The organism is Sporosarcina sp. SG10008, assembly GCF_044569405.1.
Lineage (GTDB): Bacteria > Bacillota > Bacilli > Bacillales_A > Planococcaceae > Sporosarcina > Sporosarcina psychrophila.
Genome location: NZ_CP172607.1, coordinates 1,999,618 through 2,025,625 on the forward strand (window position 1 = coordinate 1,999,618; position 26,008 = coordinate 2,025,625).

At 35.0% G+C, this 26,008-nt stretch carries 28 protein-coding genes and 1 pseudogene; 8 read left to right on the forward strand and 21 right to left on the reverse strand.

Going from position 1 to position 26,008, the window contains the following annotated elements:
- Positions 1-399: 399 nt before the first annotated feature.
- The 5 genes from ACGLYD_RS09680 to ACGLYD_RS09700 all read right to left on the reverse strand — a co-directional run bounded on the left by ACGLYD_RS09680 (position 400) and on the right by ACGLYD_RS09700 (position 3,951).
- Positions 400-621 carry a transcriptional regulator gene (locus tag ACGLYD_RS09680; protein WP_399632691.1) on the reverse strand — a complete coding sequence of 74 codons (222 nt, stop codon included), beginning with the start codon at positions 619-621 and terminating at the stop codon, positions 400-402.
- Between the two features lie 136 nt (positions 622-757).
- The gene (locus tag ACGLYD_RS09685) at positions 758-1,291 is read right to left on the reverse strand and encodes a dihydrofolate reductase family protein (protein ID WP_399632692.1); all 534 of its coding nucleotides are present in this window, start codon (positions 1,289-1,291) and stop codon (positions 758-760) included.
- A 187-nt stretch (positions 1,292-1,478) separates the two neighbouring features.
- Complete coding sequence (locus ACGLYD_RS09690; RefSeq protein WP_399632694.1) at positions 1,479-2,258, reverse strand: alpha/beta fold hydrolase; 780 nt, start codon at positions 2,256-2,258, stop codon at positions 1,479-1,481.
- Between the two features lie 436 nt (positions 2,259-2,694).
- Positions 2,695-3,489: a serine hydrolase gene (locus tag ACGLYD_RS09695; RefSeq protein ID WP_399632696.1), complete on the reverse strand. Its 795-nt coding sequence runs from the start codon at positions 3,487-3,489 to the stop codon at positions 2,695-2,697.
- 156 nt (positions 3,490-3,645) lie between these two features.
- Positions 3,646-3,951, reverse strand: coding sequence for a helix-turn-helix domain-containing protein (locus ACGLYD_RS09700; protein ID WP_399632699.1), 306 nt, complete (start codon positions 3,949-3,951; stop codon positions 3,646-3,648).
- Between the two features lie 253 nt (positions 3,952-4,204).
- Here ACGLYD_RS09700 and ACGLYD_RS09705 point away from each other — a divergent pair.
- A pseudogene (locus ACGLYD_RS09705) lies at positions 4,205-4,351 on the forward strand (Ku protein); the annotation flags it as partial.
- A gap of 72 nt (positions 4,352-4,423) precedes the next feature.
- Here the strand turns inward: ACGLYD_RS09705 and ACGLYD_RS09710 are convergent.
- Both ACGLYD_RS09710 and ACGLYD_RS09715 read right to left on the reverse strand, forming a co-directional pair.
- The gene (locus tag ACGLYD_RS09710) at positions 4,424-4,546 is read right to left on the reverse strand and encodes a hypothetical protein (RefSeq protein WP_399632702.1); all 123 of its coding nucleotides are present in this window, start codon (positions 4,544-4,546) and stop codon (positions 4,424-4,426) included.
- Positions 4,547-4,846: 300 nt separating this feature from the next.
- Positions 4,847-5,401: a hypothetical protein gene (locus ACGLYD_RS09715; protein WP_399632704.1), complete on the reverse strand. Its 555-nt coding sequence runs from the start codon at positions 5,399-5,401 to the stop codon at positions 4,847-4,849.
- 940 nt (positions 5,402-6,341) lie between these two features.
- On the opposite strand from ACGLYD_RS09715, the gene ACGLYD_RS09720 reads away from it, so the two are divergent.
- Complete coding sequence (locus ACGLYD_RS09720; protein ID WP_399632707.1) at positions 6,342-6,695, forward strand: hypothetical protein; 354 nt, start codon at positions 6,342-6,344, stop codon at positions 6,693-6,695.
- Between the two features lie 33 nt (positions 6,696-6,728).
- On the opposite strand, the gene ACGLYD_RS09725 is transcribed toward ACGLYD_RS09720, so the two are convergent.
- The 5 genes from ACGLYD_RS09725 to ACGLYD_RS09745 are packed head-to-tail and all read right to left on the reverse strand — an operon-like array spanning position 6,729 to position 15,060.
- A complete protein-coding gene (locus ACGLYD_RS09725; protein WP_399632710.1) occupies positions 6,729-9,332 on the reverse strand; it encodes an AAA family ATPase in 2,604 nt (867 codons plus the stop codon).
- Positions 9,325-9,963 (reverse strand): hypothetical protein, encoded by a 639-nt coding sequence (locus ACGLYD_RS09730; RefSeq protein WP_399632713.1) that lies wholly within the window; start codon positions 9,961-9,963, stop codon positions 9,325-9,327. Before ACGLYD_RS09730 ends, ACGLYD_RS09725 begins: the two co-directional genes overlap by 8 nt.
- Positions 9,944-11,467: a hypothetical protein gene (locus tag ACGLYD_RS09735; protein ID WP_399632715.1), complete on the reverse strand. Its 1,524-nt coding sequence runs from the start codon at positions 11,465-11,467 to the stop codon at positions 9,944-9,946. Before ACGLYD_RS09735 ends, ACGLYD_RS09730 begins: the two co-directional genes overlap by 20 nt.
- Before the next feature lie 52 nt (positions 11,468-11,519).
- Complete coding sequence (locus tag ACGLYD_RS09740) at positions 11,520-14,099, reverse strand: DEAD/DEAH box helicase (protein ID WP_399632717.1); 2,580 nt, start codon at positions 14,097-14,099, stop codon at positions 11,520-11,522.
- A complete protein-coding gene (locus ACGLYD_RS09745; RefSeq protein ID WP_399632719.1) occupies positions 14,092-15,060 on the reverse strand; it encodes a DUF1837 domain-containing protein in 969 nt (322 codons plus the stop codon). Before ACGLYD_RS09745 ends, ACGLYD_RS09740 begins: the two co-directional genes overlap by 8 nt.
- 817 nt (positions 15,061-15,877) lie before the next feature.
- On the opposite strand from ACGLYD_RS09745, the gene ACGLYD_RS09750 reads away from it, so the two are divergent.
- On the forward strand, positions 15,878-17,089 hold the full coding sequence (locus ACGLYD_RS09750; protein ID WP_342537653.1) for an IS110 family transposase: 1,212 nt from the start codon (positions 15,878-15,880) through the stop codon (positions 17,087-17,089).
- A 222-nt stretch (positions 17,090-17,311) separates the two neighbouring features.
- On the opposite strand, the gene ACGLYD_RS09755 is transcribed toward ACGLYD_RS09750, so the two are convergent.
- The 6 genes from ACGLYD_RS09755 to ACGLYD_RS09780 all read right to left on the reverse strand — a co-directional run bounded on the left by ACGLYD_RS09755 (position 17,312) and on the right by ACGLYD_RS09780 (position 22,206).
- Positions 17,312-17,875: a GNAT family N-acetyltransferase gene (locus tag ACGLYD_RS09755; RefSeq protein WP_399632722.1), complete on the reverse strand. Its 564-nt coding sequence runs from the start codon at positions 17,873-17,875 to the stop codon at positions 17,312-17,314.
- Between the two features lie 705 nt (positions 17,876-18,580).
- Positions 18,581-18,787: a hypothetical protein gene (locus ACGLYD_RS09760; protein WP_399632725.1), complete on the reverse strand. Its 207-nt coding sequence runs from the start codon at positions 18,785-18,787 to the stop codon at positions 18,581-18,583.
- 112 nt (positions 18,788-18,899) lie between these two features.
- Positions 18,900-19,184, reverse strand: coding sequence for a hypothetical protein (locus ACGLYD_RS09765; protein WP_399632727.1), 285 nt, complete (start codon positions 19,182-19,184; stop codon positions 18,900-18,902).
- Positions 19,185-19,646: 462 nt separating this feature from the next.
- Complete coding sequence (locus ACGLYD_RS09770) at positions 19,647-20,258, reverse strand: hypothetical protein (RefSeq protein WP_399632730.1); 612 nt, start codon at positions 20,256-20,258, stop codon at positions 19,647-19,649.
- A 25-nt stretch (positions 20,259-20,283) separates the two neighbouring features.
- Positions 20,284-21,309 (reverse strand): Kiwa anti-phage protein KwaB-like domain-containing protein, encoded by a 1,026-nt coding sequence (locus ACGLYD_RS09775; protein ID WP_399632733.1) that lies wholly within the window; start codon positions 21,307-21,309, stop codon positions 20,284-20,286.
- Between the two features lie 570 nt (positions 21,310-21,879).
- Positions 21,880-22,206 carry a hypothetical protein gene (locus tag ACGLYD_RS09780; RefSeq protein ID WP_399632735.1) on the reverse strand — a complete coding sequence of 109 codons (327 nt, stop codon included), beginning with the start codon at positions 22,204-22,206 and terminating at the stop codon, positions 21,880-21,882.
- Positions 22,207-22,454: 248 nt separating this feature from the next.
- Here ACGLYD_RS09780 and ACGLYD_RS09785 point away from each other — a divergent pair, with 248 nt between their 5' ends.
- Entirely contained in the window at positions 22,455-22,721 is a 267-nt protein-coding gene (locus tag ACGLYD_RS09785) for a hypothetical protein (RefSeq protein ID WP_399632738.1), read from the forward strand.
- Between the two features lie 37 nt (positions 22,722-22,758).
- On the opposite strand, the gene ACGLYD_RS09790 is transcribed toward ACGLYD_RS09785, so the two are convergent.
- Positions 22,759-22,869, reverse strand: coding sequence for a dUTP diphosphatase (locus ACGLYD_RS09790; protein WP_399633175.1), 111 nt, complete (start codon positions 22,867-22,869; stop codon positions 22,759-22,761).
- Between ACGLYD_RS09790 and ACGLYD_RS09795 the strand changes: the two genes are divergently transcribed.
- On the forward strand, positions 22,856-23,209 hold the full coding sequence (locus ACGLYD_RS09795; RefSeq protein ID WP_399632741.1) for a recombinase family protein: 354 nt from the start codon (positions 22,856-22,858) through the stop codon (positions 23,207-23,209). The genes ACGLYD_RS09790 and ACGLYD_RS09795 overlap by 14 nt on opposite strands.
- A gap of 44 nt (positions 23,210-23,253) precedes the next feature.
- A complete protein-coding gene (locus ACGLYD_RS09800) occupies positions 23,254-23,958 on the forward strand; it encodes a recombinase family protein (protein WP_399632743.1) in 705 nt (234 codons plus the stop codon).
- Between the two features lie 40 nt (positions 23,959-23,998).
- On the opposite strand, the gene ACGLYD_RS09805 is transcribed toward ACGLYD_RS09800, so the two are convergent.
- Positions 23,999-24,322 carry an ATPase, T2SS/T4P/T4SS family gene (locus ACGLYD_RS09805; protein WP_399632745.1) on the reverse strand — a complete coding sequence of 108 codons (324 nt, stop codon included), beginning with the start codon at positions 24,320-24,322 and terminating at the stop codon, positions 23,999-24,001.
- Positions 24,323-24,643: 321 nt separating this feature from the next.
- Between ACGLYD_RS09805 and ACGLYD_RS09810 the strand changes: the two genes are divergently transcribed.
- Positions 24,644-24,886, forward strand: coding sequence for a DUF2626 domain-containing protein (locus tag ACGLYD_RS09810; protein WP_067210178.1), 243 nt, complete (start codon positions 24,644-24,646; stop codon positions 24,884-24,886).
- Positions 24,887-24,956: 70 nt separating this feature from the next.
- Here ACGLYD_RS09810 and ACGLYD_RS09815 read toward each other — a convergent pair whose 3' ends face one another.
- On the reverse strand, positions 24,957-25,595 hold the full coding sequence (locus tag ACGLYD_RS09815; protein WP_354313945.1) for an MBL fold metallo-hydrolase: 639 nt from the start codon (positions 25,593-25,595) through the stop codon (positions 24,957-24,959).
- 213 nt (positions 25,596-25,808) lie between these two features.
- On the opposite strand from ACGLYD_RS09815, the gene ACGLYD_RS09820 reads away from it, so the two are divergent.
- Positions 25,809-25,985, forward strand: coding sequence for a DUF2759 family protein (locus ACGLYD_RS09820; RefSeq protein ID WP_082786602.1), 177 nt, complete (start codon positions 25,809-25,811; stop codon positions 25,983-25,985).
- Positions 25,986-26,008: the final 23 nt, after the last annotated feature.

Below are 26,008 nucleotides of genomic sequence, written 5' to 3' on the forward strand. Positions count from 1 at the left end.
GATTGGCTAGTTCTTCATAGGCTTCAAAACCAATCGTTGGAAAAATCATATTAACTACAATCTGTTTTACCTCGTCTTCCCTGTATTCCTTAATTAATCTTCCATAAATTCCCTCGTTTTTTTTGTTATAAGTGTCTTAAAGGAGGCTAGTAAGGAACCTATACAAACAAAATAGCGTTCAAACTTTTATGTTTATAAGAATATTCTAACTCAAACATAAGTTCTTTGACAACTATAAACACTACAAATATTCCGTAAATATAATATGTGTTTAAAGATAAAAATGAGTAGTTATAATATCCATAGAATACTATAACTACTCCTATAAAGCGTACTCCATATAAAAGCTCATCATATCGATACAGGCGATTTGTCGGTCGGGAAACTTACTGTAGTCCATCATATAACTGCACGTTCTTTTGTAATTACGGGAACAAGCGCGAGCACGTTATCAATTGTAAAAGTACGCTTCGATTTACGTAAGAAACAGAATGCGCGAAATGATGCCTCACCGACCTGTAGTACGCTGATTCTTCGCTTGCTGATTGAACTGTCTGCAGCCATGTACATCATATCTAGGTGTTCGCTGTATTCCACTGACTTAACTAATTGATCACGCACACTTGTTCCCTCCTCTACCTCCAGTATAGAGAATGAACGTTCGCATCACAACTAAAAATAAGATGTTAATTTTAACCAAATAAAAAGGCCGCCAATAGACGACCTTCTGTTGTCACGTTAGTTCAAGAACACGTTATTAATTTAGAACTCCATAATGTAGTTCAACAAATTGATTGAAGTTCCTTGTACCTTTTAAAGAAAGGTCTAATTGATAATCTCCTTCTTTAAATAACGGTATTCCTTTTCCGATTATGCTTGGGGCAACTGTTATTATTAGTTCATCAACTAATTTTTCTTTTATAAAAGATTGTAACAATTCTCCTCCACCAACAATCCAAATGTTTTTCCCTTCTTGACTTTTCAGTTTATTAGTAAAACTAATGATATCTTCATTTGTAAACTTTACATCGACCGTATCTTCAATTGGCGACCTTGTAAACACATAACACGCCTTGTTTTTATACGGGAATTCCCCTGTTTCGTGTTTCATTATCCAATCGTATGTTTTTTTGCCCATTAAAACTGTATCTACCGACTCATAAAAATCTGAATATCCATTATCACCTTCCCCTTCAACATTAAATAGCCATTCTAAAGACTCATCTTTTGTAGCTATGTAACCATCTAAACTCGTAGCAATAAACAGTACCAAATCACGTTTTTCACTCATAAATATCCCCCTTTTTCACAAGTATACAGAACACAAGTTCTCACCACAACCATAAACCTGAAATTAAAAAATATTACTAATTAACATTTGTAATGGTACAAGTTAGATATTTGGGCAAATAAAAAAGACCGTCAATTGACGATCTCCTCTTGTTGAACAAAAGCTGAGCGTTAGCACAATAATCATTTCATTTTATTATTACTACGTCTTGAGGTAAAGTACCTTCCTGTATCCACTTTCCTATCATCTGGTTAAAGAAATCAGGATTCACCAAAGATATTCCGTGACCAGCGTTAGGAATAATTATTCCAGTGCAATTTGAATTATTTGAAACTATATCTATCGCTGACTTTTTCATTACTGCTTTTTCTTTTTCACCAACAGTAACTAATATCTTGCCCACTGCTTTTTTAAAATCGTTGGGTATTTCAAATGACATATTTTCTTCTAATATTCTAATAAGTGTATCTGATTTCATTTGAGTGCTTTCCTTATAATATGTTTCAAGGTATTCTTCATCAATATAGAGTGTTTTCGCTTGAAGTTTTGAGAAGGATTTAATTTTAACTAAAGGAAAAGTTAATTTTATGGACGGTCTTATCATTTTCCTAACAAATGAATTGGGTCTAACCAATGCACTGTTAATGAACGCATAATCAATCAAATTGGTATTAATGCTTAACATTTGAATAGTTATTTGTGCACCTAATGAGAAGCCAATAACAATTACTTTTTTACCGTTTGCTATTTTATCTATTAACTCATTTACTATTTCTGCACTTAATTGAATTGTAAAGTTTTCTGTATATTTACTTGCCCCTTGTTCAGGTAAATCTATTGTAATGCAATGATAATTACTGAAGTATTGAATTTGTTTATCCCACATCCAACTACTTACTCCGCCTCCGTGTAAAAACACCATTAACGGAGCGTTCTTATCTCCATACTCTTGATAATATAAGCCCAAACAATTCACCTCTTATATGTCTTTTGTTATTAAAGTAACGTGCCCCGTTAGCCATACATGTAGCGCAAAGTCAGTGCTACACCACAGAGGATGAAAATATATGTAGAACGTGTATTGGATACTACGGCTGGCGAAGAAGGTCGATGAACTATGGTGCCATAGAGCCCATCCGTTAGTCTGACTCCAACGACCACGGTGCATACAGACTGTCGCACTCTATACGAGTAGCACTCATGGGAGATTAATCCTACTCTGGTTATTGCACCAGCCTGACTTTATTTTATGAAGAATGGAGTTGGTTACTGATTAACTTTCAACTTAATATAATCATTTTGAAGGCTCAGCCTTTTTTTAAAAAAACTTTTTCTGAGCTTTTTTGTTATGCAGTTTTATAGATTTTGAGCGTTTTTTAATTTTCATGGGTGTTTAAGTTGCACTATGAATTAGAAAGACTTTTATTTTCTAACGCAACTTCCTGATTGCAATACTCATCATAAAGTAATTTCATTGCATCAATAATTATTTCATCTGCTAATTTCTCTTTATATCGATTTGGTAACTCCTTTGCACCCAAAATAAATAATAACGGGTTTCTGGAAAACTCTCCCATTATACCGATGTCAACTATTACATTATCTAATCCGCCAGTCATATGATTTAAGAAATGGCTTGGTATACCTTCTATATTACCTCGTTGCCTAACTAAACCATTAATAACCGGAATCCATAAATCATGATTAGTTTTGTACCCTTGATATATTAATCGTAAAAGTTCTAGCATCTCACTCATTTCTCCGTTGTTATCCAAGTCTCTTGGATTTTGAGTAATATTTATGTTTTTAAAATATGATTTTATTTTATTGTTAATCATTTCCCATCCACCACAAAATTGAACAATTCTATCTGCAACAAAGCTATCATGACAGGCTATCATCACTTCAACCGCATCTTGGAGTGCCAAATTCTCTCTACTTTGAAAGTGAGGATACACTTCGTTACTATCCTCTTCAGGATTTAAAATTACATCTTCAATAATGTCAGTCCATTTATAGTGTCTTTCTTCAACTAATTTTGCTATACAAAAGGCAATTGCAACTTTTGCCGCAGAAGCAAGAGGTATTATTAAACCTTTATTTAATGATAAAAGTATATCCTGTTTTACTTGAGAATATATAATAATTCCCACTTCACCTGACTCTAATTCTTTTAGTTTTTCAAGAACTTTCTCCATTTTCGAACCCCGCTTTTCACTATTTTCTATTAACTTATACTCTCTGTAAACTTGTCCTTTTTCAACCCTACTGCTCCGTTAGTTTAATTAGAAATATTTATTCTTTTTAATCTGAAGCCCTGTACGTCCTGTTTCCTACATTACCTATGTAAAGCGTCAAATCAGGTGAAAAGTGTAGTAGGAGTATGTAAATTGTGCTTGCTGAACAAATTCACGAGTAATTATTGATTTCCCATTTACTTTGAACTCCAGTAAAGCATTAACGGCCTTATTCACAGTAGCTGTAGACATGCCTGTGACTTCGGCAATGTGTATTTGTGTCGGGCAACAGTTTCCCTTGTCGTCTATGAATGACGCTATAGCAAGCAGTGTCGTGCAATTTACAGGCCTCAAATCTTTGGCCATCCCTGACCCAAATAATAAAGTATATAGCTTTAAAAAAATCTCACTCTTTTCCTTCATAATGGTCCGTCCTTCCAAGATTCCTGCATCCTCTTTATTTGTAGTTACAGGATTATTTTAAATACCAATAAAGACGCCCCTCCTATTAATCTATTATTCAATCCTTTAGCCTATATTCTATGGGAAATGTTGGAACCTTGCAAACTCGCTTAAACAAAAAAAGCGGCCCATCCACAATTTTATCTGTGGAGGACCGCTTTTACTTTGTATCACAATTAAATAAAATGGCGATAATAATCATGTGGTGATTTAAGTGCACACAGTATGGAAAGGTGCCATACCGTTCGGTTTTGTAACAATTCATGTTAAATTACACGCCGCCACGGAAGATAAAGGAATTAAGGTGAGGCAGATTCATGATAAATGTAAGAAGCCGATTAAACAGGAAAAGGTATGTCCACACTCTGTGCAATGACGAGATAAAATCATTTTTCAACGAGATCGAAGAGCTTTTCAAATAAGAAATAGAACCTCAATAATTTTCTCCTTTGACTTGCAATTCATTTATATCTGTTGCATCTAGCATTTCTTGAGTGAATGCTTCTATATATAACGGTGTTTGCTCCATTCGAGCATTTATTATGATTACCACCAATGAAATGCACCTTCCTTAACATATTTTTACGCAAAATGACAAAATGTATATCACTGAATGACAAACTCCTGATTACAGCCACGAGAATGTACCACTACTGCCATAGTTTTTACCAGCGATTGTCATGGATTTTACCACCCGTTGCCAATGAGTTTACCAGTGGTGTAACGTCGAAAATGTAAAATGTTAAGGATTTCGGAAGGAAAAAGCCTAACCCCACGTACCTTGAACGAGGAATTAGGCTTATGATCTTAAACAAACACACCCGATTATTGACTAACAAAGTCATTGTTTAATTGCTCATTGTCTCAATATACCTGAGAATCCGTTGTCATTTCCATATTGGAATTTCCCGATTTTACCTTCTTCTTTTGTAGAAAAAAGGACCAAACCTTCTACATTAATTATTTTTTCTTCATCCCCATTTTTCTGATACCCTACCTTTGCTACGAATGTATACCGATTTGAGACCTCTTCATCCTGCTCAATCAAGGCTTCTTTAAAATGTAACGTATATCCATTAGAATCAGCGAAACTTTGATAAGTAGTACCGAATGCCCGCATGAAGAAATCTAGTTGGCTCTCTGTGAAATACTCTCCATAAACCTCTTCTATATACTTATCTAATTCTGAATTTCTTTCTGCCCCATTTTCAACAATCTTGTATTTAGGATTCCACAACAAATCCATAAACTCCTTATCTGGTCCCGTAAATTGGTGCTCTAGTACTTTTAGAATGACTACCTTATTTGGGTCCCCTGTTTCATCTTGCGAGCAACCAGAAATTAAAAATCCTGATATAGACATAATTATAGTCAAAAAAATAATAAGTGTTTTGTTCTTTCGTTCAAGCATTACATAACCCCCTTAGTAACTTATACTGTTTAAAATCGAAGAAGACTCAAAAAAAATTTATGAATTTCACCTTTGCTTTCTGATACTCTATCTTTAACTGGTTTTTGGCACAACAACAAGTTTTTTCTTATTAAAGTAAATGTCCCGTTTGCAGCATAAAGACTTTATTACGAATTAGCCGAGTTTGTATAGCAAGTATAGAATTTCCATTTCTGAAAAGTATATTTATTGTCTTTAACTATCCAAAAGGTATGAAGTGGTAAAGGTATTGTCTCTCACTGGTACAATCTATGTCACTTGGTGGTAAAAAACATGTCACTAGTGGTACATTTCATTGGCTGTAATCAACTCCTCACTGCTTCACACTTTTTGTATAATTGATTACTGCATTCGGGAGCCATAGATACATACCGACGTTGCCTATTTTCCTTACAACTTTACACTGAGAAGTGGGGCAACCGAGCTCGTGTTACTTACTAGCTTCTTGTCATTCATGTGCGTCGTGCGTTACGCCTTAATATTGTAATAAATGCGCTTTATTCCCCAGCTGATATGCATCTTCACATGTTGGTGCATATAGTGGAATTACCTGGTAAGCTTTTCGGCATTCGACGGTAAAAAAGATGTCGTGAGTAGTAAAATCGAGTGGTCGTAATCAACCTTTTAAGAGCATCTTAAATTATCCATTAATATCTGACATGAGCAAACCCTCGCTATTCCTTTTTCACTTACTAACTATTTTCTTTACCGCTTGCATTACAAACTTTCATTTTGTATTTCTAAACTTATCCCCTTAATCTTCGAATAGCCCTCCTATTTGATGGCCCTTTCACATATATTTCTATAAAACAATCTTGTTCACTAATTTTTCTCGAAATAGTTAACTTTTCTACTGTAAACCAAAAACGCTAGTATTATCTAGAAAAAGGGGTCGGTTTCTATGACATATCTCTGGAAGAAAATGACTAACGCAGAAAAAAATTTATTAATAGCAAAAGAAGTACTAAAATTCAATTGTTTTGATACAAATGAAGGTCTAAATTGGTACCGAAAACACTATGATTTGGGTCAATGGCGTTATTGCACAAGGCTATCAGATGCTATTGATTTATCTGAAAGGATAATAAAAGATATTAGTATCAATTTTCAAGTCCTGATATCCAGAGATAAATATGAATGTACCTTAGTTAAATCCACTGAAGACAGAACCCCTTTATTTAAAATAGAAGGCTCTACTTTGCCAGAAGTTATTTGCTTAGCGGTTCTTTATTTAAAAGACATCGAAGTTAATTAGAAAAACAGACGTGACTGGTCACGTCTGTTTCTTTTAAGCTTTCATTTCAAAATTACCGTAACTTGTGAAATGAACATGTGAAAAATTCACACCGAAGTTTTTCATTTTGTGCGAGATGAGTCTCTCCAATTTCTCATCACAAGTAGTGAAAAATAATTGGTCTATGAATTGGTTTCCTGATTGATTTTCTGGTGCCAACTCTGCGCGCAACAAATCAATAAAAGATAGGATATTAAGGTCGTCCATCGTTTGTATAGGATCGTCCATAAAATAACATTTAAAAGGACTCTCTTTTTGACCTAACGCAACAGAAATAAATATTGCAAGGGCAACAACAGATAATTGTCCCGCGCTTAATATATTTGTCGCAAATATCTCTTCATCTTCGTTTGTATTCGCCCATAGGCCAGCAATTTTATTCGTTCTTCCTTCAATTAATAAATTAATATCCTTAATGTTTGTGTGTCTATTAATTCTTTTATAAATTTTTCGCAAAGGTTCCTTTATTTCATCAACTCGGTCCTTATCCCATTGAACCCTCAAACGCTTTAAATCTCTTGATATCCTTTTGAATTCATCTAATTCCTTTTTACTCCTGGTATATATTTTTTCACTCTCTTCAAGCAACCCTCTTTGTTCCTTAATTTCAGAAGAAATATTCAGGATTTCTTTATCATTCTCCACCAATAGGATGAATTTATCCAAGGCAGCGACTTTATTCACCAATAATTCTATTTTTATATCATTTAAATCAGTTTCAATTGCTGTACTTTCTAGTATATCCTGATAATAATCTATAAATTGAGTTAAACCACTGATTTTATCAGCAACATTAAATGCTTTAAATTCTTGCATGCTTACTTGTTGCCTCTGGTTATCATGACTAGTGATTGCCAAAAGAACACTCTGTTCAGTTACTAATTGCTCCAAAATAGTTGTTTCTAGCGTTACAAGAACTGACTCCTCTTTTAACTGATTCTTGAAATCCTCTTGCTTTGCTTCTAGCAAAGATTGATTAAGTTGATTAATATCTATTGAGAAAGAAGCGCAAGCCAAGATATACGATTGAAGATTATAGAAATTATTGATTACTTGTACTAATTCTAATAAAGTATTTTCAACTTTGCCAAGTAAATATTCATAAAATGTCTTATACGTCTCTTTTAATTCTCTATCGCAATCATCGAACTTTTTCTGGAGATCAGCTCTTTTTTCATCAACTACTCCTAAAACATCCCTCGCCACTTTCGCGAGTTCTAATTCTTTATTGGGGAAGTTTTCTTCACTACCGCATAACGGACATGCCTTGTGTTCTTTTTCCCTATGTTTTTCGAATCCTTCGGCCTGATCAATTAACAATCGCAAAGCCGTGAGTGCTTTGTCAGGTGTTTTAAATCCTTTTAATTGATTTGATAGTGAATCATGAGTCACGAACTGCGATATACCCATTACAAAGGCTGCTAATTGGGCATCGTCGCCATCAATAACTTCCAGACAAAGTTCCTTTAGTTTTGAAGCACTGTCTTTAGTCGGGTTCTGAAACTTCATTAAATTTATTTTAAGTGACTCTAACTTCTCTTTTTTGAATTTAATAGTTGCTAGATCTTTCCCCTGTATGCTTTGTATATCCTCTTCTTTAAGGCTATATGGTTGATAAACCCTCTCACTAAAAACAGTGTATGTTTTCTCTTTTTCTAAATCCTCTTTATATTTTTTAGACTCGTTATAGGCTGTGCTATATCCTTTAAGAAACCTTAGTTTCTTTAGCTTATTTTTTTGATTCTTGAATTGAATTAACTTCTTATCAACATCATTACCTATTTCATGTAATGACATGGTGGGCATCATTTCATCAACGAACGCCTTATCTTTTGGATAATTACTAATAAGTTCAGCAATATCAATACTTGTCTCTTTTTCTTTAAGTAATGTATCTAAATTAGATGCCATCTTTTCATAAGCGTCCTTCAAATTATTGTAATTTGGTTTATAAGCTGAATTAATTTTGTTTTCTAATTTACTTATGAGTCCTTCATTTGCACCCCCGCCATCTAAATTACCAATGGCAACTTGAATGTCTTTCGTACCTCCCAAAAAGGAAGAAAACATTGCATAAATATCAGTCCTATTTTTTTCATAAATCGTAATATTCTTCTCGTAGGAGCATGTAAAGCGTTCATAAAAATCAGATGCAATAGATTTGCTAATAATAAAGTCAATTGTATTATTTTGTTCAATTAAAAGGCCATTCACTTTGAAGATGCTATTTTCAGGATCAAATGCTTTGCTTTCATCAGTTTGATTAAATGAGCGTTCTATTTCTAATTGCACATTATTAAAAAAAACGTTTATCTTCACCCATACTTCCATATCACTTGGATTATTTCTGATTAATGATTTTAACAATTTGTTATTACTATCTCTTCTTGTACTATAATCTTCTTTCAATCTATGAACCGATCCTGTAAAGCACCATTCAATTGCATCTAATAAGGATGTTTTACCGTACCCGTTAGGTCCACCTAACAATATTAACCCACGGTAATTTTCTCTTCCTTCAAAAAAATCGAATTTTTGATTCGAGTAACCCCTAAAGTTTTTTATCTCTACATCTTTTATAAAAAAGTTACTATTCACTTTGAACATCATCCTCAATAGTTAAATGATTAAGTATTTCCTCTAGATTTATTTCATCTTTTTCTTTCAATAATTCTTGATATATAGTCTCATCAACAACTTCTTTTATCCTCTCTTTTAATTCACCAACTTTTTCTCGGGAAAAGTCACTGTTTATACTTATAGGGAAAGATGGAAGAATCGCTAACTCTTGATTAAATTCTGCATTAGCAGTATTTAAAATTATTTTTCTACACGTGTATTTGCTTCTTTCAAAACTCAATAAATTAGTTATCTCTTCCGTTTTATCTATTGCATTAAGTGGGCAAAGAAGCAATAAGTTTATGTTATATTTTATAGATTCTTTGTTTGATAAAAATTGAATAAAGGTAAGGATATCATTTTCCATTTTATTGATTTCTTCAACAGTGAAATGACTGCTTTTCTCTTCGATGATATAAATTTCTTTTTCGTTGTTGTCAACAAAAACACTAGAAAAAGGGAGGATATTCCTACTCATCTCTTCTTTCTTTCCCTCGGCATTGCTAATTGTCCATGTGCGTATATACTCTTTTTCTGAAAAACCATGATCTTTCAGAAACTGGCTTACTATTTCGATTTTCAACTCTTTCTCATACCTCTCTGCAACCATGAACAAATATCTCATGGACTTTAGAATTATTAGAATAGCTCCCCAGTGATAAACATCTCAAACATTGTATGTGAAAATGATCTTCGGTAGGGTCACAAAAGTATGGTTCGAAATCTTCCTGTCCCTCTAATGGAACATCTGAATAATCGTGATCATATTTCATGTTTTTAGATGCATTAAAAAAATCATCATCATGTTTAACGTACCAAACATCAGGTCTTAATTTCTCATTCCTCAATCGTGGTAAAATGTGACGTAATGAAGAGAAAACATCTGACGAAAAATTACCAGTTATCACGCCTATTCCCCTTTGCTCTCCTGGGTATTTAAATAGCCAACCTTGGTCATTAATTTCAAACCACTCATCTAAATTAAATGCCTCTTCACCAGTGTCTAGATAGTGGTAGATGATTTTAGAAAGCTTAGATAACAGTTCTGAAATAGCAACACTCGCTTCAGTGAAAGCAATATATTCATCTAAAGTATTTGCTTCAAACTTTCTAATTTCTTTAGGGCTTGTAGATAATAGAAATGAGTTTCGATATTCACTAGTTTTAAATTTCTCTTCAATGAAGCCAGCAATATCTATATATATCCTCTCGTAATGCTCGTAAACACCTCTACCTAGCGGGTTCAATTCGACATCAATACTATTTGAATCAATTATTCCCTTTACATAGTCCGTTATTTTTAGAGCATAGAAGTTTTCCAATTGTTCTACTTCTCCATTAAAATAATCATCCAACTCGCTCAAAGAAATTTCGTTTCCATTTCGCCCCTCTATAATTAACTTACTTATTGAAGCTGCATACAAGAATTCATCGCTATTGAACGAAGAGAGGTGTTGATAGCGTTCTTTGAGTTTAGTCTTTAGTATCTCGATTACATCCGCTTGACTCTTGGTTTTAATAAATTTTGCAATAGTTGCAAAGGCTACTCTGTTTTCTTCACTGTCTAACCGCGTCTTATAAATTTTATCCAAAAGATCTTCATTACGTTGGATTGCTTTACCTTTCTTTTTTACCTTCTCCTTGTCAGCTTCTATTAGCTTAGTTTTTTTCTTCTCATGTGATTCGAAAGCTGAGTCAAGGATAGGCCTAACATTTCCTTTATCTTTAGATAAATCAAAATGAAAAATTCTTGCAACATATTCCGTATCAGGTAAGTCTTTTTCTATAAAGTTCAAGTAATTATAATAAAGAAAAAGAACAGCATTATAATAGGTTGATGGACTTTCCTTATTTGAATGATGCTTAATTTGTGCAACTCTAATAAAACTCTTTTCGTCTTTATCAAAATACTTAACGTAATCCTCGATTCTTTCAATCATATAGCTAGATTGGCAATCAATATCTTCAAATGCATCATTTGTGGCCCCATCATCAAGGATATGGAGTAAGGTTAACTCGAATTGATAAAAATATCCGTTTATTGAGTGGTACGCATCCCTATTTATATTGAGGTCATGAATTTGTTCTATTGTTTCTTTTGCAGTGGTAGTCATCCCATTACCCTCACAGTCTTTTTTACATTTTTTGTGCGATTCAAAATAACAATTACTGTTTTCTTATTTGTTCATAAAAATTTACTATCTTTTCAATTTCCCTCATCATAATTGGAGAAAGCTCTAAATCTCTAATATTTATTGTCAACCAGTCGATAGAATCTTCTGGGGTAAAGTTATCCCTACTTATTAAATCGGATATTGTAATAGCGGTAGTGCGGGATAACCCTAAACTCATTAATGAAATTTGAGTTTCGATTGATGCACCGAACTCCAACCAAACATTCATATTAGGTATTTCTTTCAACAAATCCGAGTTCACTTCAGTTTCTACATAATATTTAAGAATATCATTATAACAGGAGGAATATTTAATAAATTTAAACCTTGCGTATTCTTCTATATCTCTCATGGTGTCTCTTATTACTGTGCCCAGTTTTTTGGGTTTATCTATTCTGTCTTTCCAATAGTTCCAATTTCTATTAATGATTCTTGATAAACTATGCCCTCGCACCCAATCATGAATAAGTCTTGCGTGGGGATAAGTTGCTCCAGGATGATCTCCAGATAAATATTCACTTATTGCTTCAATAATGTTTATAAATCTCCCCAGTGCTCCTTCGTCATAAGGATCAATCGGGAAATACATTTCTATTAGTAATTGAGATCGAAAAAAGGCAAGAAGATCTTGTTGAGCAAGTGGACTTATACCTGGATGTTTCAAAATTATTTCGTCTGGTATTTCAATTCCACTCATTTTCTGACTAATTACAACATCAATTTCATCAATAACGTTTTTATCATACTGGTTTAGCAAAGGTGACTTATTTAATTCACCATGTCTAATCTTTTCACCTAGTAGATATACAAAGCCATATTCTAACTCGAATTTTCCCGATAACTCATCTCTTGGAGTTCCACGCTTAATATAGTCCATTAACTCATCAGCATCGCTAATGACATGATCAACTGATTTCTCTATTTCGTATTTTTTTCTAATTCTTGGAGGTGGGTTCCTCCACACATCTTTTTTATCTGGATCTACACAAATTATATTCCCTTGAAATTCCTTTCCTTGTCTTCCCGCCCTACCAGCAAGGTTCCAAAAATCCACCTCACCCATAGGTTTTCCAATTCCTTTACTTGGTCCACGAACAAAAATGGAACTGGAAGGTAGATTCATACCTTCAATAAGCGTAGAAGTACAAATCAAATATCGGATTTTCCCTTTCTTAAAAAGCGCTTCTACTTCATTTTTTATAATAAGGGGCATATTCCCGTAGTGAAAAGCAATACCCCTTGACAGTACCTTTACAAGTGAAAAATCTTTATGAATAACCTTCTTAACAAGAGAAATTAGTGACTGAACTTCTTCATCGAAAGTCTCATTTTCTTCTCCAACAAGGTCCCGAAGCACATATGCCATATCTTCGGCATAGGAGGGCTTATTTGCGTAAATTAGATTTCCACCCAATGGGGAACCCAACATGTAAGCAATTGTTGGAAGTCTTTTCCCATCTACTTTCACCGCTGCAAGAAGAGTTAATGAACCAATGGGTGTCGTATCTGAACCCGAGCATAAATTTACTTCCCATTGTTTTGGTTTACGATAAACCTGTGTTGCCCAAATTAAATTTTGGTTTACTATTACTTGTTCAGTTTCAATGATTTTATTTATTCTCTGATCCGATAATCTTGGTAAAAGAACTTCGGGATTTGAAGCCATTGGGCTCGAATAGATTATCTTTGACTCATCGGAACGTCTCCTTATCTCTTCGATCACTTGTTGAAGCAATATTCCCCTAGACCCATCTCCAATTTTTTGTGCTTCGTCTACCAAGATCAAATCAGGAACAAATAAAAGGCTGTCAGCTAATAGCCATTGTAACCTTTCTTGAGTTAACACAAAAATCAGATTTAAACCATCACTATTTTTAGGAATTACTGGTACCGCCGTAATATAAGTATTTTTTATCTTATTTTCCAAAAGCAACTCTTGTATATCCTCTTGAACCTGCTGTATCAGTGATCTTGTTGGCACAATATAAATAATGGTACTGCTTAGATATTCTTCAAGCTCCAATTTAATAATTTGAAGAAGGATAAAGGATTTCCCAACAGATGTCGGGGCAGAAATACTTAAGTTAGTAGACTGTTTATACCCCTCAATAACATCATGTTGAAACCGATTGATCGGCAATAGCTTATTTTTTTCCTGATCAAATAACGAAAATTTCATTCCTCTTGAAATCATTTTCAACTTCAATGGCAGGGGAATTGATTCTTTATAATCTTCCTTAATGATATTCTTCTTTAAAGCTAATTGAATTGATGGGTGGTTTGTCATCGAATCAAAAATAAAAATAGCAGCATTTTTTTGTGATTCGTCCGTTTCCTCACTATTTAGACAATGCTGTGCAATCCGATACGCTACATCTTGATGTGCTGATTGAGAGGATTGGGCAAGAATACTGCTGCAAAGCAGTAGATAGCTCCAATCTATTTCAACGCTATTTTTTATACCTTCTAGTTTAATGAATTGTTCGCTAACTGATTTAACTAACAATGGTTTGTAGAGGTCTTTAAACCCCTTCAAGTCATAAAGTTTTGTTGCCAATGATTCTTTAGACATACTGTAATCCCCCTAAAAAGGATTTTCTGAACTCTTCAACAGATGGAAATGGAATCAAAAAGATTTCTAGTTTAAACGTATCAAGAGGGTTCCTTTTTTTTATTTTTGTACTAAGCTTACTTTGCCAATTGATAAGAGATTTACTTATATCGTTCATTACTAGATCTTCTACTTTTTGGTTTGGACCCGTGGGGTAAGCAGCTTCATCGAAGCCTATTAAACATACAGCCCTATATTGAAGCCTCTTATACATTGGATCAGCAGGGTCCAAGAACTTAAGAAGAATCTCTTCAAGTTCTTCACTTATCACATCCAAGTTTGAGGTGATAAGTTGCATATCTCTTTCAGTGGCTCCATATCCAACATCATATAAAAATGGTTTAATACTATCTAGGCAATTCGAAATAGCATTATCGATTGATTGATAAAGCTTTGACTCTCCCCAATAAAGTGCTAGTTTTTTGCTAACTTCATCAAAACCTACATGTATTCCATCCGAACCATGATAATGAACTTGACTACTTGTTTTTAACGGCATTTTACAAAGCAGTTGAGGATAACCGAGAAAGCTTTGAACGAGCATATATAAAAGCATTTCGCCACCTTCACCCGTATTCGAAATAGAAGTAAACAATTTCTTAGCTTTCATCTTTAGCCTAACTGTATTAACAGAAGTATTATCTTGAAAATCTTGTTGTTTCGCTTTTTCAATTTCAGACCTAGGGATGGCATAATCAAGAACCCTTGTTGCAACTTCAATTGCCAATTGCTCTACCCTTGGAACATCATTGCCATCATGACCAATCATAAAGCAGTGTACATTTGTTTCCGTCCCTAGTAATTTTTCATTAATTTTAACTTCGGTTAAAAAAGCATCTAACTCATTTCTTTTTCCTCTCAATAATTTTTCTAGTAATTGATCTATATTTATAGTCCCATTTAGTAAAGGTTGAGCAAGCATGTCTAACCTCCTAATAAAATTGATATTTTTGATAATTTTTCTATTAGTATACCATATATCGACACATGATAATTTGGTTGAGTATTTGAAAACCTTTTTCCGAGTCGAACCATGGAGTAACCCCAAAATATGCCAGGAGGATTGTTATGACTAAAAAATTATTGATAACATGTGCACCGAAAATCTGAAAAATGTAGAACGTGAAAAATATTGATTAATGATAAGAACATTAGATCTGCTCAAAAATCGGAAAGAATATTAAAGGTTAGACCTAATAATGAATACACTAATGCATTTTCCCAACATGACTCATCTCAGGAGCTTGCGAAAAGGATGAAGATATAATCCAACTTAACTACTACATCAATGCACTGATTTTAACGTCAAAAAAAGCATCGGTTATAGCACCAATGCTTTCTATTTTTTGAATGCGTATAATAATTCATTTTTTACTCAACTAAACTGCCCCGTTAGTTCAAGAAGGTATTTGATCGCTGAACGGATTGGTATGCTACATAAGCCTCTGATTACATAACACCTATTCACGGAAGTAGTTAACTCCATTACTCAATAAGAAACATACTAAGATCAGTAGTGCAGACCAAGGCATTGGTTAGCACTACTATTTTTTTATATAGTAGAGGTGAAGAATAGGTCGTGGCAGCTTTGGGGTCTTGAATCCGTATAAAAAACCGACCTACTTCACTCCCCTTATTTGAATCAGGTTTAAGTATGTTGGATCCATCGAGATCGTGTATAAGAAATGGGAATCGATAAGGTGAAGGTGAGGGCTTTAAAACACACAAGGAGGGTGAATATGAAACACGTCATCGCATTTGATGTCAGTATGGGAAAGAGCTATATGGTCGTTTATAACGCGCTGAAGAAGTGTGAGTTGGAGAAAGAAATCGAGCACAATCGTCCCGAGTTCATCGAACTCAAAGTTTTGATCGATGACTTAATTGACGGATATGGAGAGCATCCTCACATCGTATTTGAAGCGTCAGGTGTCTACTCAAGGCCTCTGGAACGTTTTATGATAGAGAACAAATACAGGTATTGTCTTTTAAATCCCTTGGAAGCAAAACTCCAATGCGATTCTTTGCGTATGCACAAAACGGATCGAAGTGATGCACATCAATTGGCACTCACACACTTTACGACCGAAAGACGGATTGAAACAGTGTCGGATGATGTTTACAGACAACTGAAACGAATGTCTAGGCATTACAGTGAATTGGACGATGAATTGAGCGTCGCCCGGAGCCGAATGCATAAGGTCATTCAGGAAACCTTTCCTGAGCTCGAGAAGATATTCACAACCAAATCCGAGCTATTCCTGAACGTAGTACAATTATATCCGCATCCAGATCTTGTCATAAATCAATCAAAGACGGTCATTAAAAATCGGATACTTGCCAATACAAATAAACGATTGTCCGTTAAAAAAGCGGAGGAAAAGGCAGTTGAACTACTCAAGGCAGCAAAACAATCTTACCCAGCCGCCTCTTCAACTGATGTACTGTGTGATCAAGTACGTGTATATGCAAAACGATATCAAGAGCTCCTTCTTCAGAAGAATCAATGCATCGACAAAATGGAGTCCCTTGCCGAGGAACTTAAAGAATATGAAATTTTACGTAGTCTCCCTGCTATTGGAGCGAACACGGCCGTCCGAATCATAGCGGAAATTGGCGACATTCGTAGGTTTGACAACAACAGACAGCTAAACGCATATGCAGGTATCGATATTAGACGATACCAATCAGGGAAATTTTTAGCGAGAGATAAAATCAATAAACGTGGGAATAAGCACTTGCGTAAAATCATGTATCTAAACGTTCAGAACATGATTAAACAGCGACGATTCGGTGGAAATCATATCGTGGAGTATTACGATAAATTAAAAGCGCAACCCTACAATAAATGTCATAAGGTTGCCTCCATCGCATGCGTGAACAAGTTGTTAAAGACGATTTTCTTTCTTGTAACACATAATCAAAACTACGACTACAGGTTAGCCCCCTAGTATAGCCGTAGCATCATTTTAACATATTCAAGCCTTGTGAAAAAACGAAAAGTCATTAGGCTTATTTGGTGTGGATCAACAATCAAAATCCTCATAATGCATGAATGTTCATGAAAAAATTTCTTCAGAGGAAATGAGAAAAGTTATCTAAGATACTTGACTAATCGTAAGAAAAGCTGCCCTGTAAAGGCAGCCGATTGTTAAATTAACGCACCTTTTAGTTCAATAAGCATTTTTTTCTCTGTTTAGCCAATTCTCTCTTGTTAAATTCATATTAATAGAGTCAATCCATTTACCTTCGAATTCTAGTTCGTTTTCATCAATGCTATATATTACAAAGCCAACCTTTTCATAAACATACTTTGCCCTTGGATTGAAGTCAAAAACACTTAAAGTTAGTTGGTTCAGTGTAGTGTTTTTAAATACATAATCAATTATGAGTCGAGTTGCTTCCGTTCCTAATCCTTGATTCCTTCCCCTCGGCCCAATAAGTATCCTAAAATTCATACTATGATTTTTTTCATCGTATAAATTGACCACCACCTCTCCCACTAAGAAGTCCTGGGATTGGTCAACAATAGCAAGATCCAAGCGATCGGTTTGTCCATTTCTTGTATTGTACCAATGGAGAATTAATTCCCTATCAAAATCCGAACTGCTTCCTGTTAGTTTTAATACTTCCGAATCCTTTAAGCATTCCTCTATAAAAGGAAAGTCTTCATCCTTAAAGGGTCTAAGAACAACTTTCTCCCCTACTATTAGTGGTTTATCAGCTAGATATACCATTCCATTCACACTCCATTAATTCTATTTAATATTTACCCACATTAATTTGTATGTAATTAAACTAAACTGCCCTTTACTTTAAGTACATTTCTTCACAATATATTCCTTATTTCAAAAAATACTATAAAACTGTAATCCTCAACAAAATTGGCCCGTTTGTTGAAGTAACCAATTCGTCCTAACAATTACTTTCTTATGAATTATCTAACTTCGTTTCAAAATCCCAACAATCTGGCCCGATTGTTAAACGCAAGTTAAACAACACTCTTCAACTATAACCTGCCCCGTTAGCCATACATGTAGCGCAAAATCAGCGCTACACCACAGATGTTTCCACTATCATGATCTCGCCTTCCTATCCTCTGTTTTTTTGTAAATGAGAATCCCTAAGAACTTGTATTTTGTTATTATGATCGGATACGCACTCACGACTGTTTTACTAAACACGAATCATCATCTCCTATTATTTTTTTATTAAAAAAGCCACACCCGTATTGGATGCGACTTAAAAAAATTTTATATACTTTCAAGACTACTTACCATATCGAGTCCTAATGATAGCTAACTTCTGCATACTACGATACTCCATTAAAGTAGCTGCTACCTACTAGCCCGCGATTATTTTGTGACTGTGTGATATGTAGTCTTCAAAGCATAATAAAAAGTCACACCTGGTTAGATGTGACTTTTTATATACTACTTTTATTATAATCGTTGCAGGATTTCTGTTGGTAAATTAAGTCCAAGCTTATTTGTTACACTTCTTAACCTGTAATCTTCATCGTTTGCCTTATCAGAGCTTTCTGCATGATCTTTTGAAAGAAGGTCTGTCCAAACGTGATTTTCATAATAGAATGCGATTGCTCTTACTATTGTTTCTTTATCTTCTTGATGCAACTTTTGCTGATTCATAATTAAATCACCTCCCTCCACACCAATCATAGTATGAATGGAAATGATTGTCACTAACATAATTCGACGTTACCAGAAGCACCTAATATGAAATGTCTTAAATTATGTATTCTTATTCCTCCTTCATATCCATTTGAATTAAATACTTACATTTTGGACAACGACAAGATAATTTATAAGTTTTCTTTTTCGGATTAAACTCATCACCCAATGAATTGACCATGCCTGGAAATGATAAAATAATAGCAAAAATTGAAATCATGGTTATTGAATCTGGTTTTCCTTTGAAACCTTCAACTATTAATGTGAAGATTGAAAAGAATAAAAAGAAAATTAATGCTATCGCAAGTATTATTAAACTCATACGATTATATACTCTTTTTATAGTTTGCCACATAAATATTCCCCCTTCACTTACTTACGAATATCCATGGGAAAAGTTTCATAATAAAAAGCCACACCCGAGTGGACGTGACTTTTATGTAATATTATTAATAAAGAATAAGCGCTGATAAAACTACAGCATCATTATTACCTGTCCCTTAAGTAAATTTAACGTCTACTATTTCATTATCATTCAATTCCACTAAGGCTTTATAAGTACCTCTTCAATTTTTTTCTACTCATGCTTTTAACTTTACTTTTCATAATCACCTCCCTCCACACTAATCATAATTTAAATAAAAATTATTGTTGTTACCGTGAAAAAAACTATCAATAAAAGAGCGAGTATGATTAAACTTATTCGGTTATAAATATTTTTGTTTTTTTCCACATCCCAATTCCCCCTTCATGACAACATTCGTTAAATATGGTGTAAATCCTCTAATAGTATAAAAGCACTTCCGAAGAGATGCTTTTAGTTTTTCTTCTCTGTTAATAGGTATACATTCTTGATCAATTTTACTGCCCGGAAATCCTGCTCAAAAAAATCATTTATTTTCGTAATTAAAAAGGCATCTATCTCGATATCTTTCATGCTTGGCTCAACCATCTTAACTCTCCATATTTTATAACTGGATACAAAAAACAATGGGCAAGCAATAATATAGTCTATCTTAACAAGAAGAGTAATAATGAAAACAACAACAAAAAAACAAACTATCGTACTCACAGGTGATGAAAAGTCCACGGTTATTAACGGTAAGATTAAAGTTAAAAGGAAAAAAGTATAATCGTTTAAGTTTAGCTTCTCAAAATGCTTTATCTGATAATCTCCTCCTTTTTCTCCCGTCGCTAACTTTCTTTCTAATTTACGTAATGCAAGTTTCGGGGTGTTCATATAGATAGTTATAGAAACTGCTAGAATAGTGATAACTGATATGATATCTATTGTATCCCCTGAAATCTCGTATTTATAAATAGTCAACTCTGAGATTTGATTTTCAAAAAAAAACCTGTATGATCCTATTGAAACCACAGGTATGTAAGCAATTATCCAGAAAAAAGTCTGTTCAAGTTTGCCCCACATTCTCGCACCCTCTCTCGGAGACTATTCATTGCAGGCCTATCATCACTCGAATTTCTTTTGTTAAAAACGACTCGACAATCTTGTCTTGAAAGAAATGGAGTAGGGGTTTTGGGTCATCCTGTTCGTTAAAGATTATAGAGTTGTTCTTAAAATCTATACAATCTATTAAATTGTTTAATTCCCCCATTTTACTCTCGAATAACTTCTTTTTTTCTTTATCTTTTATCTTATCCCGTTCAGTTTTAATTTTACGTAGCTCCTCGATTCTGTTACCGAAGTGCTTTCCGACGTTCTTTAGGGTTTCAGGTTTGATATTAGCTAAGCCCCTCGCTAGCAAATGATGGCTCGATGCGTTCTTGAAATTATCCCTGGTTTCTTCATCTGTAAAGAATTTCATGCTTGTAATCTTTTCTAAGTTTTCTCCGCTTATCTCGCTTATGTGATCCCTGTAATCGAATGCATACTCGAAGCTTTTAGGATCTATTATATATAAATCGGTATCATCCATGAAAAATGCTATTTTCCCTCCAAATTCAATCATTTCTGATTTTATTTCCTTAAACTCCTTAGAGGTGAACATTGCCACTTTTATTGTTTTCGCATTTTTCTTAGTCCCTCTGTAAAAACAAAAAGATAGTTTCTTTCCTCCGTAAATCAGGGTGATTATTTGGAATTTAACTTTGCTTAAATCTTCTAAAGCGTCTTTTGCCATAGCCTTATTTAGTAGTTTCAGATTTTTTACGGCTTTATTCTCTTCCCCGAATTTCTTCAGGTTAAATCTTGCCATGTAGTCTGGTAATGCTAACTCTTGGTTATATTCTTTGACAGGTAAAGGCTCGTTCATATCGTCATTCTTTAGGAGTAATAGCTGACTCCTTATGTGATCCCTTAAAAAGATCTTGATTTTTTCTTCTACTTCAACTGATCTGGAAAAGTAATAATCTTCTTTATTTTTATCTCTAACTATCAAATGGACCCCTATATCTATCTTAGAGAGATCATCTAATTCAAGCATTTGATTAACTACATGTGTTTTCGCGTTTACTGGCATTTGTTTAATCCCCTTTAACTGTATGAATTTAATAATTCAATCATACATTAACTAGGTTAATAGTTATATCAAAAGGACTAAAAAGAACGCTCGTTCCGTTAATATTATATCATTTTTTCGACATTATCAAACAAAAATAATCGGTAATTTTTAAAAGGGACTAAAAAACTCATCGTTTATATCTGATAAAATACACCCGCACAGTAGCACACCACGATTAACAGCATGCTTGTTCGAATGTATAAAAGAGGGGAAACTATTCGTTAGTCATTTATCGAAACAACTTACAATATCAATTTACATTGTATTAGTTCGAACTTACGTACCCCTAGCAAGTTCGATATGGATAATGTTCAGACTGCGAACTAATTTAACGTATCAAAGCATAATAAATTACGTACAGCCAGCTAAATAATCCGTGTATACAAGCCCATAAAATAGATTTGTGTAAACTCCAAGAAATAGCAATAGCTAAAGCTGAACCGAATGTAATGCCTGAAGAAACTGTTGATTTAGTGTTGTTACTCATTACTGCACATCCCCTTTGTTTCGTATTTTATGCCTACTACATCATACATATCCAATCAATCTAGCTGTATCATCTAATAAGTTGTTCCGTATTCTCAACACCTTATAGCGCGTCATGCCGAGTTCAAACGCGATGTCCTCCCATTCCAAAAAGTCCCTTCCGCTACACCAATAGCGTCTGTCTACAATTGATTGAGCATCTTCATCAAGTTGTTCATATAAGCTCTTCACGACATTTGTGACAGTGGTTAAATTTTGATGCAGTTTATCTTCCAACAGTATGATAGCAAATTGTTCAGTCTGCTTAGATATCTGACGAACCGAATTACTACCACCACCGCTATTCTCATCATCGGAATTCTTACTCATTAATTCCTATTCACGAAACTTTAATTGTTTGATATTTTCATTATAGTTTATCCAGTATTCTTCAAGTTTTTTAATATCGTGTCTGTTTAGTGTTTTCACGTATTCACCACCCCGTTATTTTGAAATATAAAAAAATTTTACTGACGTCAATTGTCTAATTATGCACAACCTTTAGCAATAATCTGTTACTTCGTTGCTAATCTCCTAATTCTATTCCTATAATAGGAATATAGAAGGAGGTGATATACATGGCTGTTTATTCAGTAACGTACGATTTAAGAAAAGAAGGACAAGATTACAGCGGTTTAATTAAAGCGCTTGATTCATTGACTTCCCATAAGTATCAACAATCAGCATGGCTGGTTAAATCTCCCCTAACTGCTCAAGATGTCTACAACTCGTTAAGTTCATTTATCGATAAAAATGATTGGTTATTGGTAATCGAAGTTACGAACAACAAGTACGGTTGGTTACCAAAGAACAGTTGGGAAGCTATTGACGCTCTCTTTAAGTAAGATTCAAGGCCGACAAGAGTTGCGGCCTTTTATCTTTTTAATAGCCGTTATCCTGTCGAAAATGATTTGTCGCATTCTTCTCAAAATACGCAATTCCAATTTGTTCCCACTCAAATCCTAATGCTCGTCCGAGTGTGAGCTGGGAAATAGTCGACGTTTACAAAGATGCCGATAGTGGAACTAAACTTGATAAAGATGGACTGGAAGCGATGCTAGACGCCATAGAAGAGGGATTAGTGGACATAGTGCTATGCATCGAACAAGATCGCCTTTCACGCCTGGACACAGTCAAATGGGAATACCTTAAAAGCGTACTTCGAGATAACGATGTTAAAATAGCTGAGCCGGGCAGTATTGTGGATTTAACTAATATAGATGACGAATTCGTATCTGATATTAAAAATCTGGTAGCACAACGGTCGCGAAAAGATATGTTACGGAAAATGGTGCACGGAACAAAACAGCGAACTCGCGAAGGCAAAGTCTAGGTCCTCAACCTGAGGAATACCCCTACGATAAAGCGACCGGAATATTGAAAGTTAATGAGAAAAAGGCCTGGATAATACCGTTCATTGACGGAAAGTACCTAACAGAAGAATTGAACCCTACTGCCATATCAAGGGAGTTAAATAATAGATGTAAAACCGCCGAAGGCAAAGAGTGGACTGATTCCCAAGTTGTCGATAAATTAAAACGCAAAGCGTATCACGGAGACTTTGAACGAAAATTTAAAGCTGAAACGATTACCGTGCCGAATATTTATCCGAAATTAAGAACGGAAGAAACTTTTAACAGGATACAAGCCGAGATTGAAAGAAGGTATAATTGGAATCCCGCATCACCTCATATACTGCGAGGTATAGATATTAATTGTGCAAATTGTGGAAATACCTTAACCATCAGTAAGTCTACCGCCTCCGACAATAGTGGTGATCAGGAGTACACCACATACAGCTTAGAACACTCAGGTTATTGGAAGCAGAAGGACAAATGCAGCAGCAAGCCCTTCATTAATGTAAAACGAATCCAGCACAATTTGAAAGAAGCTGTGAAGTATATTCTTATAGACCCAGAAAAAGCGAAGCTCTATATAGATTCCGGGTTTGATGCTGACGAAGTTTCTAAATTAAGCAAAGAAATCAAGAGACTCGAAGCTCAAAAGCAATCAGTCCAAGAAAAAACAGACCACTTACTGGATCTGCACCTCCACGGAAAATGGTCACTTTCTTTCATTTGAATCGAAGATGGTACATGTTTATATACATCCTTAGGATGTTTTAGACCTCTTTCATTTGAATCGAAGGGATTGTTGAAACTCGGAAAGAATAATTCTCACCTCGTATCTGTTTATGAAAAGAACCACTTTGGGGTTTACGCTTATCGCTAATGTCGAGTGAGGATAGGAATTTGTAAAATGAAATCATGCGGCCCGCCAACTGTGGGGGAAGAATACCGGACCGGTTCAGCCTTGAATCTTTTTTGAATGACACATCATATCCTTCTTTCATAGGAACAAGGTGAATGTCAGTCGCTTCGTACTTAATCGCTTTCTCTAATAGTCGAAAACTTTTCTGTTCTACGACGTTATCATTCTTAATCATTGAACACCCCTCTTTCTTTTGGGTTGAGTGAAGTTCAATCCAACCCAGTCGGATAAATCGCAATTCATCCTTGGGCACAGTATACGACTTACAAATACGTATTGGAATAATTTCCCTCAAAGTCGAATTGTGTATCCCCAGAAAGAGGGCGATACTTGAAATTCGCCCCACTTTTCGACAGCAAATATCATTTTTCGTGACAATCACCCTTATACACGTGTTTGTCACAATGAAAGAACGATTGGAGTTTACATCTGCTGTCGTTATCCCTTATAATGAATGGGAGCTTATTGTAATGTTTTATTAAGGAGGGACGCACACATGGATAACATGTTCAAGTTGATGGGCTTCTGGACAGGCATATTCGCAGTTATGTTTTATATGGGAGACATGCTGCCAGCCGCACTTCTTTTTGTTGCGAACACTGGGTTCTTCCTGCTACTTGGATATTTGAACCTAACAGAGCGGATGTACATGTACTTATTTGGAGCATATCTGATGATATTTATGGTCGGATTCAGCTACTACACAACGTTTATACACGTACCAGGCGCTGGCCACTAAAAGAAAAGTACATACAAAAAAACAGCCTTTTTTTATTGGCTGTTTTTTTGTTTTTCTATACTTATATTGGTCAAAATCCATTCAAAAATGGATTCGAATCTTTTTCCTCTTCTGGAGTTGTAGACGGTCCATGACCTGGATAGATGATAAAATCATCATCTAGGGAAAGCAACTTATCATGGATAGATGTCAGCAAAACCCCTGTATTCCCCCCCGGTAGATCTGTCCTTCCGACTCCCTGCTGGAAAAGTGTATCGCCAACAACGGCAAAACGAGATAGTCCGAAAATATACGAAATACTCCCCGGAGAATGACCGGGCGTATGCCTCACTTCAAACTCGAACGGGCCCACAGTCATCATTCCCTCATCGCTGATAAGTTTATCGGCTTTTCTAATGCGGACGTCAGGTAATCCTTGATACTTGGCAGAACCGTTTAATCTCGGATCAGACAGCCAGTCTTGCTCCTCTTCATGGATATAGACCGGAATAGTATAACGGTCCCTTATGCTGTCAACCGCCCCAATATGATCAAAATGCGCATGTGTCAATAAAATCGCGACAGGAGTCAACTCTTTACTTTTCACTTTATTAATAATACGTCCACTTTCTTCACCTGGATCCATGATTAGACAATTCCCTGATTCGTCACTGATGATGTAACAGTTTGTCTGGATTGGTCCGAGCGGATATGTATTAACTTTCAACATGGTCGGCACCTCCTGCAACTTATATTACGCAATGTGAAATACGATTTCAAACAATCGTCACTAATATCCCTCGACAAATTTGATTGCAAACAGTACAATAGAAGAGGAATAGCGCTAAACCGGACTTGCACAGTATGTGCTGACTTCTGTATTGCTCACAACAGATCGTGAGCGGTTTTAGCAGAAGTTCCTATTGAAAGGAGTGTCTTCCCTATGAACTTATTGATGATTATTTTTGGACTCATCGCAATTTTAGCGGTGGTCGGTACGGTCCAAGCATTCAAAGAACGTAACGTTTTAAGTATTCTGTTCAATCTTGGAGCTGCAGTCGTTTTTGGAGGCTTCACAATTGCTACACTTGTTTTCCAAGGATTCCCACCAACTCTATAATCGAGAAAGTGTAAGTCTAAATT